General features: G+C 60.6%; 20 protein-coding genes and 1 pseudogene. 9 read left to right on the top strand and 12 right to left on the bottom strand.

All coding sequences use genetic code 11. From position 1 onward, the window contains the following. From folE to ACI6S0_RS20885, 7 genes and pseudogenes are all read left to right on the top strand, one after another. Window positions 1–633, top strand: a complete 633-nt coding sequence (gene folE, locus ACI6S0_RS20915; protein WP_434404212.1) for a GTP cyclohydrolase I FolE — start codon at window positions 1–3, stop codon at window positions 631–633. Window position 634: 1 nt separating this feature from the next. Then, a pseudogene (locus ACI6S0_RS20910) lies at window positions 635–823 on the top strand (NAD(P)-binding protein); the annotation flags it as partial. A gap of 87 nt (window positions 824–910) precedes the next feature. After that, on the top strand, window positions 911–1,594 hold the full coding sequence (locus ACI6S0_RS20905) for an NAD(P)/FAD-dependent oxidoreductase (protein WP_235654631.1): 684 nt from the start codon (window positions 911–913) through the stop codon (window positions 1,592–1,594). Next, the gene (locus tag ACI6S0_RS20900) at window positions 1,591–2,349 is read left to right on the top strand and encodes an SDR family NAD(P)-dependent oxidoreductase (protein WP_434404211.1); all 759 of its coding nucleotides are present in this window, start codon (window positions 1,591–1,593) and stop codon (window positions 2,347–2,349) included. The genes ACI6S0_RS20905 and ACI6S0_RS20900 overlap by 4 nt, the downstream gene beginning before the upstream one ends. Before the next feature lie 91 nt (window positions 2,350–2,440). Beyond that, window positions 2,441–2,980, top strand: coding sequence for a lipocalin family protein (locus ACI6S0_RS20895; protein WP_080993714.1), 540 nt, complete (start codon window positions 2,441–2,443; stop codon window positions 2,978–2,980). Between the two features lie 126 nt (window positions 2,981–3,106). Then, entirely contained in the window at window positions 3,107–3,508 is a 402-nt protein-coding gene (gene uraH / locus ACI6S0_RS20890; protein WP_063141890.1) for a hydroxyisourate hydrolase, read from the top strand. Window positions 3,509–3,863: 355 nt separating this feature from the next. Next, window positions 3,864–4,031 carry a DUF6771 family protein gene (locus ACI6S0_RS20885; RefSeq protein ID WP_163000302.1) on the top strand — a complete coding sequence of 56 codons (168 nt, stop codon included), beginning with the start codon at window positions 3,864–3,866 and terminating at the stop codon, window positions 4,029–4,031. Window positions 4,032–4,046: 15 nt separating this feature from the next. On the opposite strand, the gene ACI6S0_RS20880 is transcribed toward ACI6S0_RS20885, so the two are convergent. The 9 genes from ACI6S0_RS20880 to ACI6S0_RS20840 all read right to left on the bottom strand — a co-directional run bounded on the left by ACI6S0_RS20880 (window position 4,047) and on the right by ACI6S0_RS20840 (window position 10,160). Further along, window positions 4,047–4,976 (bottom strand): HEPN domain-containing protein, encoded by a 930-nt coding sequence (locus tag ACI6S0_RS20880; protein WP_434405978.1) that lies wholly within the window; start codon window positions 4,974–4,976, stop codon window positions 4,047–4,049. Window positions 4,977–5,030: 54 nt separating this feature from the next. After that, complete coding sequence (locus tag ACI6S0_RS20875; protein ID WP_072895430.1) at window positions 5,031–5,525, bottom strand: MarR family transcriptional regulator; 495 nt, start codon at window positions 5,523–5,525, stop codon at window positions 5,031–5,033. 88 nt (window positions 5,526–5,613) lie between these two features. Beyond that, on the bottom strand, window positions 5,614–6,075 hold the full coding sequence (locus ACI6S0_RS20870; RefSeq protein WP_072895432.1) for a hypothetical protein: 462 nt from the start codon (window positions 6,073–6,075) through the stop codon (window positions 5,614–5,616). A 49-nt stretch (window positions 6,076–6,124) separates the two neighbouring features. Further along, a complete protein-coding gene (locus tag ACI6S0_RS20865; RefSeq protein ID WP_287003284.1) occupies window positions 6,125–6,487 on the bottom strand; it encodes a hypothetical protein in 363 nt (120 codons plus the stop codon). 60 nt (window positions 6,488–6,547) lie between these two features. Beyond that, on the bottom strand, window positions 6,548–7,117 hold the full coding sequence (locus ACI6S0_RS20860) for a helix-turn-helix domain-containing protein (RefSeq protein WP_313039207.1): 570 nt from the start codon (window positions 7,115–7,117) through the stop codon (window positions 6,548–6,550). A 159-nt stretch (window positions 7,118–7,276) separates the two neighbouring features. Beyond that, the gene (locus ACI6S0_RS20855; RefSeq protein ID WP_136186172.1) at window positions 7,277–7,876 is read right to left on the bottom strand and encodes a GntR family transcriptional regulator; all 600 of its coding nucleotides are present in this window, start codon (window positions 7,874–7,876) and stop codon (window positions 7,277–7,279) included. Beyond that, on the bottom strand, window positions 7,873–8,745 hold the full coding sequence (locus tag ACI6S0_RS20850; RefSeq protein ID WP_434404210.1) for a phytanoyl-CoA dioxygenase family protein: 873 nt from the start codon (window positions 8,743–8,745) through the stop codon (window positions 7,873–7,875). Before ACI6S0_RS20850 ends, ACI6S0_RS20855 begins: the two co-directional genes overlap by 4 nt. Next, the gene (locus ACI6S0_RS20845; RefSeq protein ID WP_097385148.1) at window positions 8,742–9,368 is read right to left on the bottom strand and encodes an acyl-homoserine-lactone synthase; all 627 of its coding nucleotides are present in this window, start codon (window positions 9,366–9,368) and stop codon (window positions 8,742–8,744) included. Before ACI6S0_RS20845 ends, ACI6S0_RS20850 begins: the two co-directional genes overlap by 4 nt. A gap of 114 nt (window positions 9,369–9,482) precedes the next feature. After that, window positions 9,483–10,160 (bottom strand): helix-turn-helix transcriptional regulator, encoded by a 678-nt coding sequence (locus tag ACI6S0_RS20840; RefSeq protein WP_235654842.1) that lies wholly within the window; start codon window positions 10,158–10,160, stop codon window positions 9,483–9,485. Here ACI6S0_RS20840 and ACI6S0_RS20835 point away from each other — a divergent pair. Next, window positions 10,089–10,448 carry a hypothetical protein gene (locus tag ACI6S0_RS20835; RefSeq protein WP_235654846.1) on the top strand — a complete coding sequence of 120 codons (360 nt, stop codon included), beginning with the start codon at window positions 10,089–10,091 and terminating at the stop codon, window positions 10,446–10,448. The genes ACI6S0_RS20840 and ACI6S0_RS20835 overlap by 72 nt on opposite strands. A gap of 569 nt (window positions 10,449–11,017) precedes the next feature. Next, window positions 11,018–11,542 carry a hypothetical protein gene (locus ACI6S0_RS20830; RefSeq protein WP_434404209.1) on the top strand — a complete coding sequence of 175 codons (525 nt, stop codon included), beginning with the start codon at window positions 11,018–11,020 and terminating at the stop codon, window positions 11,540–11,542. Window positions 11,543–11,559: 17 nt separating this feature from the next. On the opposite strand, the gene ACI6S0_RS20825 is transcribed toward ACI6S0_RS20830, so the two are convergent. The 3 genes from ACI6S0_RS20825 to ACI6S0_RS20815 all read right to left on the bottom strand — a co-directional run bounded on the left by ACI6S0_RS20825 (window position 11,560) and on the right by ACI6S0_RS20815 (window position 12,792). Continuing rightward, on the bottom strand, window positions 11,560–11,898 hold the full coding sequence (locus ACI6S0_RS20825; protein WP_373562041.1) for an HU family DNA-binding protein: 339 nt from the start codon (window positions 11,896–11,898) through the stop codon (window positions 11,560–11,562). A 33-nt stretch (window positions 11,899–11,931) separates the two neighbouring features. After that, window positions 11,932–12,111, bottom strand: a complete 180-nt coding sequence (locus ACI6S0_RS20820; protein WP_234415668.1) for a hypothetical protein — start codon at window positions 12,109–12,111, stop codon at window positions 11,932–11,934. A gap of 246 nt (window positions 12,112–12,357) precedes the next feature. Next, complete coding sequence (locus tag ACI6S0_RS20815; protein ID WP_004209627.1) at window positions 12,358–12,792, bottom strand: DUF488 domain-containing protein; 435 nt, start codon at window positions 12,790–12,792, stop codon at window positions 12,358–12,360. Window positions 12,793–13,014: the final 222 nt, after the last annotated feature.

Below are 13,014 nucleotides of genomic sequence, written 5' to 3'. Positions count from 1 at the left end.
ATGAATTTCGTTACTGCCGGGTTCGTCCCTATCGATGAGGATAGCTCGAAAAGCGGTCCAGAGCCTCTCTCAGCTCCCCAAGAAGTTCACGATGCTATCCGAACGCTTCTGCGATGGACGGGCGACGATCCTGATCGTGAAGGCCTTCGAGATACGCCTGCGCGCGTGACGCGTGCATGGAAAGAATATTGCAACGGATATGAGATCGATCCAGCCACCTATCTTTCTCGCACGTTCGATGAGGTAGGAGGATATGATGAAATAGTCCTCTTGCGTGACATTCCTTTCCAGTCCCACTGTGAGCATCATCTTGCGCCAATCACGGGAACCGCCTCGATAGCCTACCTTCCCAAGGACAGGGTCGTGGGCATATCCAAATTGGCCCGTGTTCTGAACGGATATGCCCGGCGCCTCCAGGTCCAGGAGCGCCTTACCGCTCAAATTGCGGACTGTATCTGGAACAATCTCAAGCCCCATGGGGTCGCTGTCATCATCAAGGCAAGTCATGGTTGCATGACCGGCCGCGGTGTACGTACCCATGGCGTAACGATGACGACGAGCAAGATGCTCGGCTGCTTCCGCGATGCTCCCACAAGCCGTAGGGAGATCATGACACTCATGCAGTCTCAATAAAATGCCTCGCATTGGCATCATCGGGGCTGGCATTGCAGGATTGGCCTGCGCAGGACGGCTGCGTCATTGCGGTGAAATCATGCTCGTCGACAAGGGGCATCGTCCCGGTGGCAGGCTCACAACGGTCGCAATTGGATCATCATCATGGGATTTAGGAGCGCCTTGGTTCACGGCAAGGGATCCCCGATTCCGAACTGAAGTCGGGCGTTGGCGAAAGGCTGGCTGGGCCTCGCGTTGGAGCGACGGCCCAGGGAATGCGATGGTAGGCGTGCCTGCAATGGCCACCTTGGTTCGCGAGCAAAGCCGGCGTTTTGACGTCCATTTTGAGTTCCGGGTTCAATCTCTTGTCAGGGAAGATGCCGGTTGGATGATCCAGGCAGAGGGAGATTGCGTAGGTCCATTCGACACGGTGGTGATCGCCGTTCCGGCTGAGCAGGCGGCACCACTGCTGTCTCTTCACGATCTCGAAGCTGCGCGCGAGGCCGCGTCTGTTAGATCCTCACCTTGCTGGGCGGTTATGGTCGAATTTCCGCATCAACTGGATGTACCAACGCCGTTCGCTACCAACGTCGATATTTTCTCGATGGTTGCGTGCAACAGGTCCAAACCTGAAAGGGGTGATGGTGAATGTTGGATATTGCACGCCAACAGCCACTGGTCCCAGGATCATCTGGAATGGTCGCCGCCTGAGGTTGCCGCGTATCTTCTCGACGCCTTTGCGCGACTTTTCCAGATCAGGCTCCCTGCCCCCACATTTTTGAAGGCCCATCGCTGGCGGTTCTCGCAGCCCTATGCGCAGTCGAGCAGGATCATCTGGAATCCAGGCATAGGCTTGGGCGCCTGTGGAGACTGGTGTCATTCACCGACGGTCGAGGGCGCATGGCTTTCGGGCGTCCTGCTCGCTGACGCAATGCTGTCGCAACCGATCGATGCTAGCGTCAATGGAGCCGTCGAACGATGAGCGCTTTGCAAAATGAGACAGGCAAATTTCTGGCCCGGCCCGCAACGGCGGCGATATTCGGCGCGAGTGGCGCGATCGGCCAGGCCGTTGCGCTCAGTCTCGCGCAAGGTGGTCGGTTCAGTTCGGTCCACACCGGCTCGCGAAAAGGTCGATCTGTTCCAGCCCCGAACTGCGTGCCCTTCAGCTTCGACCTGGAGAGTGAGGCGTCGATTGTGGCGGCAGCAGCAACTCTGCCAAGCTCGCTCGACCTGATATTTGTCTGCACCGGCATGTTGCACGATCAGGCGGCGGCAATCGCTCCGGAAAAGACGATGCGTGCCTTGGACGCCAAAGCACTCGCGCGAAGCTATTTGATAAATGCTATCGGCCCCGCTCTCATCGCCAAACATGTCCTGCCACGGCTTGCGAAAGATCGACGCGCCATCTTCGCTGTGCTTTCAGCAAAGGTCGGGTCGATCGGCGATAACCGGCTTGGCGGTTGGCATGCCTATCGGGCAAGCAAGGCAGCACTGAACATGATGATCCGAAATTTCGCGATCGAGATGGGTCGGACACATCCCCAGGCCATCGCCGCTGCCCTCCATCCCGGCACCGTAAGGAGCGCCCTTTCCGCTCCCTTCACCGCCCGCATTTCGACCGGAAAAATCTTCACGCCGGAATATGCTGCGGAGCGGCTGCTCGATGTGCTCGATGGGCTTACACCGCAAGACAGTGGCGGGCTGTTCGCGTGGAACGGAGTCCGGCTGCCAGACTAAAGTGGTACGAGCGGCGCGTCTCCCTCCTTCACGGAAACATCCAACATTCGGTGCGTATAGCAGGCAAATTCCAACATATCGTGAAAGCAAGATGCATAGAAAATTGATTATCGGCAGCCTGCTGGCTGCCACGACTCTACTAGGCGCATGCGCGCTCATCCAGCGGCCCGGACCAGTCGGTAACGTTAATGTACCCGCCCCCGCCAAAGCCGTCGACCTCGCACAGTATATGGGGCTCTGGTTCGAGCAATTCAGATATGAGGCACCTTTTCAGAAGGACATGGACGGCGTCACAGCCAACTATGTGATGAATCCGGACGGCACCGTCCGGGTCGTCAACCGTGGACGCCGGGGATCGAAATGGAAGGAATCGGTCGGCAAGGCCAAGCTGGTCGAGGGTAGCGGCAACGCCAAGCTCAAGGTATCATTCTTCGGCCCATTCTATGGCAACTATTGGGTGCTGGATCATGGCGATGACTATAGCTGGTCTATCGTCGGAGAACCCAGCGGCCGCTATCTGTGGGTACTGACCCGTGACCAACATCCTTCGGACCAGATGAAAACCGAGCTTGCCGAGCGCGTCAAACGGTTGGGATATGACTGGAATCTGGTACGCATCACCCGCCAATGATGGCGCGTTTCGGCATTTCTCATAGCGGGAACTGGACGCACTCAGCCCGCTTTGAGCATCGGGCGGGAGGACGTGAGCCAAATGGACGTATGTTGGAAAAGAGCATCGCTTTTCGGGGAGGTCACCATGAAACTAGCTACCTTGGTCGTATTCGCCTCAATCTATGGGTGCAGCGTCTTCCCGGCCACCGCCGCTGAAATTTCCACGCATGTGCTCGACCTTGCACGTGGCACCGGCGGCAAGGGCGTGCCTGTTGCACTGTCCAAGCGCTCGGCGGATGGCGTCTGGCAGCAAGTGGCCAAATCAACGACGGATGCCAATGGTCGTGTTCGTAGCTTCGACGATGGCGGCCTGTTCGACACGGGCGTCTACCGCCTTGAATTCGATATGTCGAAATATCCCGATGCGTCTGCAAATCCCTTCTTTCCTGAAATTGTCCTGACCTTCCGCGTTGCCGACAAAGAGGGCCATTATCATGTCCCGGTGGTAGTCAGCCCTTATGGATACTCGACTTACCGGGGCAACTAATGTGCAGGGAGCGAAGCTCTTGAGATCCGCGGTCGAAGCCAGTTGGCCAAACCGTCGATGATGTGCAGCTGAGGGTTTGAGAGCCAGTACCTATCGGCCTGCGCTTTCTCTCAGTCGCCAATTGGCTAGCGCAAAGGACAGCCAATCGGCGCATATTGAGTGCAATCTTCTTTCCGCTGCAGGGACATGACGTTGAGACATCGGGGATAGCAAAGGCAAGAAGCGCGGTATCCGTGTCCGGCGGCGGCCCACTCACTATAGTGGATCATGTTTTTTGCACCCGCATCGCCGCGCCGCACGGATGTGTGAGACCGATGCGTTGCCTCGATAGCCAAGGCCCGGCATAGGCGCGCATATGAGTGAATTCGTACAGGCCGCCATTCTCGCCGTGATCAAACGCGCCCCGATCTGGATCCGGCAGGATCTGACATCGAAGGATTTAGGCGCCCGTGTCCGTGCGGAGGAGTCGCTCGCCATGATCATTGCCGACGCCATCCGCAAGCAAGGCGAACAGCCCGAATGATCAGGTCCTGGATGTTCAGGCGATAACGCCGGCAGTCCGTTTCAACTCGGCTATCCGTTCAGCGCAGACTTCATGCACCACACGGCCCAGATCCTCGACCTGTCTGCCAAGCCAGCTGAGTTCCGCCTCGCTGATCTTGTAATGCTTGGAATAGCGGGCCTTCACATAAGCCTCTTTGAGCTTTTCCCAGCGTGCCTGATCGATGCGCCGCTCGCGCGGCCAGACATCGACCAGCCGGCGATCCAGCCGCTCCGCCTGTGTGCGCAGGAATCCGATATTATGGACATGGGGCGTGTAGAAAGTCGTGACCAGAAGGATGCAGTGGTATAGCCGTTCTGTGGCCTGATGAAGGTCAAAAGCAGCATCCTTGGTGTAGCCCTGATTGAGATAGAAGTTGGCTCCCTCGAAGCGCTTCATTGCGGCCGGAAACCACTCCTCGAAATATTCCTGTGCCATGGCAAGCGCCTGGTCGGGCGTCTTTGGCTTGGGAACATGGAGCTCGCCGTCTTCGACCTGATAGAGCGCGATGCCGTCTTCGCGCACGTCCATGAAGAAATAGCGGCCATGGGCCAGACCGTCATTCACCTCCTGCAGCGTATGGACAATGAAATTGACCGGGGTACGGATCGCGTGGGTGATCGCCAGTTCGCGGTTGAAGCGGTCCTCGAGCTTGAGCCAATAATCGACCCGCTCGGTCAGCCGCTTGTCATTGACGATGATGAGGATGTCATAGTCGGACTGATAGCCCTTGGCGGTGTGCGGTTCGTCGACCCATCCGCCCCTGGCATAGCTGCCATAAAGAATGATCTTCTCGATCCGGCCGCGCTTCTTCCAGCCATGGTTGGCGAGCGCCAGCGCATCCTCGAATTCCTCGAAGATGATCCGCACGACCCGTTCGAGCTCGCGCTGTTTGTCGCCGGGCAAATGATCCAGATCGGTCCGCATCATCCTATCCTAGCTTAGTCCGCAGGGCGGCTGCAATCAGGGGCCGGCCGTTCGTCACGATGGCTCTTCACGACGTACGATCTGTTCCAAGATCGCGCGCGCTTCAGTTTGCCAATGGTGCATAGCCGCCAGCGCTGCCGGGGATAGCCTCACCAGCTTGCGGCGGCGATCACGGGGATCGGCAAGCCTTTCAATGACGCCGAGCGCTGCCAGCTTCTTGATCCATCTCTGCGCGGTTGCCGGCGCAATCCCTGCGGCAATTCCTACCGCCGTGACAGAGAGGTCGATCCTTTCAATTGCGCAGGCATAGATGTCGAGCATGATATCCCATGCCGGTTCAGCCGATTGGGCAAGCGCGGCATGATCAGCGCGGCGACGGCGCATCTCAATGATTGATCGGATGAACCTTGCACCATTCTCGTCTTCCAAGGAAATCGGGAAGCAAGGACCGCGCCGCCGCTTCGTACCGGCTTGCGTCCCGCCAGGCTTCGGCGCGCCTTCCGTCGCCATGTTGCCAAAACCGAGCGCCTTGCGCGGTTGATCGGTCATCTCGCCTTGTTCCCGGCAAGACGCAGGTCTGGCCTGTGGATAAGTCCGGCTCATGGCCCGACATGCCGCTGCGCTGGGCTTGCGCCTCTTACCCGACGTGGTCGACGGCAGGCCGGCGCGACCAGGCAGGGTCGACGCCATGGCGGCGGAGCCGATTGCGATGCCGCGCGGTGGCAGCCGCCAGAAAAAGCATCTGCGGCACGGCCCAGAAGGCGGTGCTGATCCAGTAGAGGACAGGAACGATCTGCGGATCGAGCAACCGGATGACATGGCCCATCACCGCCAGCAGCTGACAGGCCGTGATCGCCATCGGCCAGTAGCGGCGCGCGAACAGCATGATCGCCCCCAGCGCGATCAGCATGGCGAGATCGACCAGGAAGATCGCCGATTGGAAGCCCTCTGGCGGGGGAGGCGCATGGATGGAAATCATGATCGAGGCGAAGGTGCCTGCAAGAAAAACTCCTGCCGTGAGCCGCTCGGGGCTGCCGCCCCGCACCAGGGCATAGCTGCAGCAGATTGCCGAAAGGATGAGGAAGGCCAGCAGGATCATGGTCGCTTGTCCACATTAAGGCTGGCCTTCCCTCATTTGCAAATCGGGCTCAGGCGGCGGCTGCAAGCGTGGTGACAGGCGCAGGGGGCGCTTTGGCCTGCTGGCAGGGCCAGGTCGGACCGAAGCTTTCGGGCGTGGCCCCGAAACGCCTGGCGATCCGGCCATATTCGGCATGGGCTTCCACGATCGCTCTCCGGCTCTCCATATGGGCATCGATCGCGCGCCGCAGCTGCGCGAGCGCCGGTTCGGCAATGCCCGGCGGAAGACCCTGATCTTCCTGGACCCTGATCGTTGCGATGATGAGCTCGGCGGTCGAGACGATGCCGCTATCGGCAGACTTCTCGGCCAGCTGGATTGCCGCAGCGACGTTCATGATGCCACCATGGAGCGGATGGTCGGTCGGCTTGGACATGCGCATTCTCCTCGCGCCAGTATCGTGGCGCACCTGCTGTGATGCCGGTGTGGGGAAGGCTCAGTGGGAGAGGCGGCGAAGAAAATCGGCAATGCTGAATAGCATGCCTAGGCCAGCGCTGATCGCGAAGAAGCAGAAGCCGATCGCGATCGCGACCGCTAGAGTGAGAAGCGACCGCGTAACCAGCGTCATCCCGTCCGGTCTCGTTCCATCGAGAATTTCCCGCACGAGCAGGCCGAGATTGACCTGCCCGCGAGGCGGGGTGACGGACCGCCTCTCGCCCTCAAGACCATCCTCCGGCCTGGACCGATCGATGGCGTTCTGGGCGTGTGGCACAGCTGCTGCAGGATCGGCCTGATCGGCTAGACCTATCAAATCGCCCCCTATTTTCTCGGGGGCGCTAGTGGTAGATGGCGGCACGATCCGGGACAGATGCTCGGCATAGAGCAGGGCCGCATGCCGGCGGTCGCGCGCGCCCAGCTTGACGACCGCGTCGCGGATATAGGTGTTGACGGTGCCGGGCCTGATATTGAGGGCGCGGGCAATATCCTCCGAGCTTTTGAGATCGCGCACCATCAGCAGGCATTGGCACTCGCGAGGCGTCAGCCGATCAAATTGCGTCTCGGTCATGCGTGCGTCTGGAACCTCTCGGCCTTCGGGGTGGGGGCATCTTCCCTCAGGCGATATTGCGTTGCAATTCCAAACGCTTTTCCAGCGATGATCGGCGTCGGGATTGGAGACGCGAGGATGATCGTGCCGGCCTTGACCTTGGCCCCGTCGATTGCGCGATCAGCTGTCGCGAACCGCCTGGGCCAATTGCGACGCGATCGCGCGCCGGCGCTCATGATAATGCTCCAGGAGCGCCTTGAGCGCCTGCCATCTCCCGGCGCGCGCAAATTGGTCGATCCGCTCGATTTCGGCTGGGGCGTCGGCCAGCAATTCGGTTTCCATACGGCGATAGGGGCCAAGCCGCGCCGCCGCATTGGCGACCGCCCGGTCCAGTTCGCCATTGCCGGCCGCCATGCCGATCGAACCGAACAGGATCGCGCTATGATCCGCGATGCCATTATGGCCATGGGGAATGGTCAGTGCGGCCTGGCTAGCTTCGAGCCGTTGCACCGCGATGCCGAGCAGTATCTGGTGCCAGTCGAGCAACTGGCTGATATCGGCGGCATCGAGACGGGGCACATGGAAGCCGATCCCTGCCGTGGCCTGGACCAGCCGCTCGCCCGAAAGGCGATTGAGACTGTCGCGCACAGGGGTGATGCTGACGCCCAGCTCCAGCGCCAGCTTCGTCGCCTCGAGGCGAAAGCCCGACGGCCAGGCACCGGCGATAAGCCGCCGGCGCAGCGCATCATAGGTGGGCTCGAGCACGTGGGCCGGACTCATCTCCCTTCTCCACCGCTTTCCAAATACGCGGCCAGCAGCGCCTCCTGATCGGGCCGCAGCGCATCGATCGCACCGACATGGTCGGGCAGATTGTCACCGAGCAGGATCGACGGGCATTGACCTTCATAATTGCCCAGATTGGGGCGATGCTGGGCATATCCGACCAGCGCCGCAAGTTCGGGACTGAAATGTCTGGCCACTGCAGGCGGATAGGCGAGCCACTGATTCTCATAGAGCTTGAGCCAACCAAGGCAGTATCCGACCACGATGGCACGCCTGGCGCTCTGGCTGATATTGGCGCCTGCACAATGGGCCGTCGAGCCAAGAAAGCAGATCGCGCTGCCCGCCGGGCATTGGGCGACGATGGGTTCCTCCTGTTCAGCCCTGGCCATGCCGGCTTCGCCATGGCTGCCGGGGTAGACAAGTGTCGCGCCATTTTCGCGGGTGAAGGCATCGAGCGGCCAGATCACATTGACAAGATATTCATGCGCCCCCTTGGCACCCTGCCACATGTCATGATCGCGATGCGGCAATTGCTGGGCTTGGCCGGGCAGTATCTCGATCGCCTGCATGACATTGAGCTGGATCCGGTCGCAGGCGGGCTTCAGCACGGCCTCGACCAGGTCCATGACGACCGGGTTGAGGACGAGCGCCTGCGCGTGGCGCGAGCGCTTGAGCAGGCCGCCAAAACGCCTGGTCCTCTCGCCATAGAAGCGTCCCTGGCAGAGCGGGGTGGCGGCAAAACTGGGTTCAAGATCTGCATTGAGCGCATGGATGACGTCTGGCGGCAGCGCATCCTCGATGACGCAGTAGCCGTCTCGCAGCAGCGTCTCGCGCATGCTAATGTCGCAAGCCTGTAGGCGCATCATGCGCGCCTCCCATGGCGTGGGGCGCTCAGCTGATATTGAAGCGAGGCATGGATCCCCGCCCGTTCAAGCATGGACGGCGTGCTTGCATCGATATGGATGTGCAGGGCGACGAGTAATTGATCTCGATGCCGAACCGGCTGGCCCAGCGCTTCGCATCGCCAGCCGAATGTCGCGACCTGCGCGAACCAGGAGCGCTCGGCGACGCCGGTGTAGGAGCCGATGCCATTGGCCAGGGCATGATCGACAAGCGCGATCACGAGCTGGTTGCGCGCGTCAAGCCGCTCAGCGGCCCTGAGGTCGCGATCAAGGCAGAAACGGGTGATCTCCCGGACATGGTCGCCGGTCGGGACCGGACCAGCGCACAGATGCGGGAAGATGTCCGCGAGGATATGGGGCCGGTTTGTCTGCAGCAGCCGTGTCGAGGCGCGATGATGCAATTCCGTATCGGTCAGCACCAGATATTGCGCGTCTGGCGTGTCGAAATGGTCAACCTCATAGCGGTCGGCCAGGACCGGAAGATCCCATTTGAGCAGGTCGATGAAGACCCGCTTGCGCGCTTCGAACATGGCGCGGAGCACCATATCCTGGTCGATATGCGGGCCCTGGATGATCGGGGATGGCATGTGCTTTTCCTGTCATGATTGAACATGCACGCATGACATCATCGCAGCCCGACCCCGCCTATACCCAGAAAGGGGGATGGCACCGCCGCGCGCATCGCGCGGCGGTGCGGTCGATCAGACCCGCTCGCGCCAGCGGAATATGTCGGAAAAGCTGATCAGCCCGTCGAACAGGGCATAAAGGATGAGCGAGGCGCGGTTGCTCGTATCATAGCGGTCGCGCGCTTCCTTAAGATGCTGGATCACCGTCTCCTTGCTAATGCCCAATATCCGACCGATCTCCCAGTTGGTCTTGCCCCGCGCCGCCCAGAGCACGCAGTCGCGTTGCCGATCGGTGAGGCGCGGTTTCTTGATGGGGCGCCGCCACCCCGACAACCGGCTCGCCTGGGCGATGGCAATGGCGCCCAATATGTCAGCGATGATGAGCATCCTCTCAGGGAGCGGGCGTTCTGTGGCGGTGACGAACGTGCAACTGCCTGTGACCGTACCGGGCAGGTGACGCGGGACGGTGAAGCCGTCGACCATGCCATGTTTGCGCCCGGTCTCGAAGGTGACCCGCTCGATCGGCGTAATCGGTATGAGATGTTCGATTTCGCGCCATCGAAAGCCCGACAAACTGCTTTCGCCGGCTCTTCGGACCGGATCGGTCTGGGCGAGGTTGAAGCCGATATAGATATCCGCCCAGCTGGCCGGGTAGCTGTGCACAAGCATTGATGTGCCCGAATGTCCGCCAAGGCCGACGTCGACGCTGAGGGCAAAGCGGTCAAACCCCAGCGCTATGGCGATCCTGTCCATCGCCTCATGAAGGGCGTCTGCGGACAGGGCACGAAGAATGGTCTTGCTGAGCGACTCTATCTGTTCCTGATTCATGACTTGGGATCTGCGCCCATGCCGGCGGGCCCAACCCGTTACGTCATGAAGGCGCCCTTTTCCTGGCTCGGGCCGTTGGCGACGTCCCTCACGCCGCGCCGCGAGCGTTTCTGTCTGCCTTTGGCTGCAACCTCTGTTCCCGAAGCGGGAGGACTCTCCTGGTCCGTGGCGCAACTCTGCCCGAATGACCGCCGGTTTCAAGATGCTTTGTGACAATGATGTGACAGGCGATCGATGGCGGCTCGGCCATCGCCGGCCAAGCTTCATTTCGCTTTCCCGATCTCGAGCCAGATCTCATGCCTCGCGGTCACGATCCCGGTGGCAAGGAAAGGGGGCTGCGGACGCCGCGCCTGCGCGGCGGCGTAGGTCTGGCCGCTTCCTCTCAAAATCGGGAGTGGCCGGCGCTACCTGCTAGGCGCGTCGCGACCGGTGGCAACCTGCTGCGCAGCTGCTCCATTGCCATTGCGCCCTGACGGTGCCGACGCCCGCTCGAGCGCGCCTTTCCGCTCGCACCCTGCCGCCCCCCCTAATTCCCGCCCTGCCGGTGGTTTGGGCGGGATCAGCACGGCGCGTCACGGCGCCTGAAAGGTCGAGTCGCCTGCCGCTCGTCCAAGATCGACGGCCAGCACAGCCTGATCAAATGGCCATGGGCAGCAAAAACGCTGCCCATGGCTTGACGCGCCCAGAAAAAATCGCGGCCGCCGCGCGCGGCGGCCTTCCCTCAAGCCATTCTGTTCCCGACCTGATCCCGCATATTTCGCCTTTCCCGACTCGGGCCAGCTATGGTGGCAAAGCACATCGCGGATAAATTTCGATTGCGTCATTATTTCGTGGAAACAATGATCGACCAAGCAGTTATCCCCCTGCAAGTCTCCGCGGCTTGCGCGACCCGACTGGCCCTGCATCAACCGGTGCAGGGTTTTTCGACCCTCTCGGTTGACCTCAGCCTGCCTGCAGTGGGTGGCCGGCTGAGGTTGACTCGATGGCCTAAGGCCATTGCAGATTTCATTCAGATTTCGCTGTTAACAGTCAAATCTATCCAACGGGGCGGCAAGGACTGCGCCAATCTGCTGGATGCCCCGCCTGCCTTTCAGAGCGAAGCGACCCGCCTCAAGGCTGGCGGGGCAAGACCTTATCCCGCTCCAGCCGGAACTGTCCTTGCCCCGCCCGTTGCGAGGTCCAACATCATCCAGCGCGCGCTGGAACCAGCATTGCCAGCCTTTCGCCGGAAGTCCTATCAGTACGTGCCGATACAGGGCGCACCGCGGTCGTTGATTACGGACGAAAACTGTCGCGCCGCTTCATAATGCCGGGGCGCCTGCTATCAGCTATTGACCTTGTCCTTGAGCGCCTTGGCCGGTTGGAAACCGACCTTGCGCGATGCCGGGATCGTCATCGGTTCGCCCGTCCGGGGATTCTTGCCCTCCCGGGCCGCGCTCTGCTTCACCTTGAACTTGCCGAAGCCTGCAATCGAGACATCTTCGCCCTTGGCTGCTTCGTCCGCAATAATGGCCAAGGCTGCGTCGATAATCTTCTTCACGTCCGATTTGGTGACGCCCTGCTGGACAGCAACGGCTTCGATCAGTTCATTTCCAGTCATGGCATCCTCTTTCGCTGGGGGAGGGAGCGTTTTGCCAAACATGCCAGCGGTGGTCGAGCGCACTTCATACTGATTGCAAAAAATACCGCCGCACTCTCATTTTCTGGCCGGCCGCGCCAATCGCCGCCGATTCTTGCGAACCGCCTTGCGATAATGGGTAACTGATGCGCTCATTATCGCAGGGGCCGAGGCGCCAAGGCTACCGGTCATGAACTTCCACTGGAGCAGCGCTGCTGCCTCCATCTTCTCTCTGACCATCAACTGCGCTTCGGCCATGGCTAAAGCGTTTCCGGACATCAGGCGGGGAAGCCGCATGCCAATGACGGACCAAGCCTCAAGCCCAAGGCTCCAGCAATCAAATGTCAGGGACAGGGATGATGCGGTGCGCATGCCGCTATAAGGTCGCCCGTCCGCTGGGGTTCCCGAAATCGAATAGGATAATCTCGAAAATTCGGCGCCGCACCGGGCCGCCGTAGCTTACGCCACATCGCGCCGGCGGGGTTCTCACAGCAGATCCGGCCATCAGCCCGGATAGAGGTCGACACGATCAGCCTGTGGTAGGACGGCATCGAGCAGCAAGGTCCGATGGCAGCCTGCCGGATCGCGCTCGAAGCAAAGCAAGGCGGTAGGACGCCCCTTTGCCAGTTCGACCAGTTGCGCTGCCTGGACAATTGCCTCGGGCAGTTCGAGCTGACCTGAATAGATTTCCGCCAGCCGCGCGTGCTGCCTCTTGCGCGCCGCTTCGCGGCCTGCCGCAGGGGTCCCAAGTGCCTTGAAACCAACATAGTCGATGCCAGCCTCTCGCAGACCGGCCGCTAGGATATTCTTCGAAAATCCCGGGCGGCGCGACAGGGGTAGGGCCCGTACATCTGCCAGGACTTCAACGCCAGCCGCTCTCAGCGCGTCGATCAGTTGCTCCTGGGTCACCCCCTCATAGCCGATGGTGAAAATCTTCATGGTTGGGAAGCCTCAGCCTTGCCACTATTGAGCGCATCAATTGATCTTGGGACCGGCAAGTTCCTGGCGCATCGCTGGGAGCGCCGTTTTCCGGCAAGGCGGGCTGACGCATGAAAGACAAGCATTCCCTAACGGAAAGTATCCAAGACTTGTCGGATTCTTACAAGGCGACTCGCTTGCAAGCTTGTATCTGCTCATGAGCGACCCGAGGCTTTTAGCCTG

The sequence above is a fragment of the Sphingobium sp. DN12 genome, from assembly GCF_051058005.1.
In the GTDB taxonomy this organism is placed as follows: Bacteria; Pseudomonadota; Alphaproteobacteria; order Sphingomonadales; family Sphingomonadaceae; genus Sphingobium; species Sphingobium yanoikuyae.
Note: the sequence above shows the minus strand (reverse complement) of the source record. Positions and strands in the feature narration are given on the sequence as shown.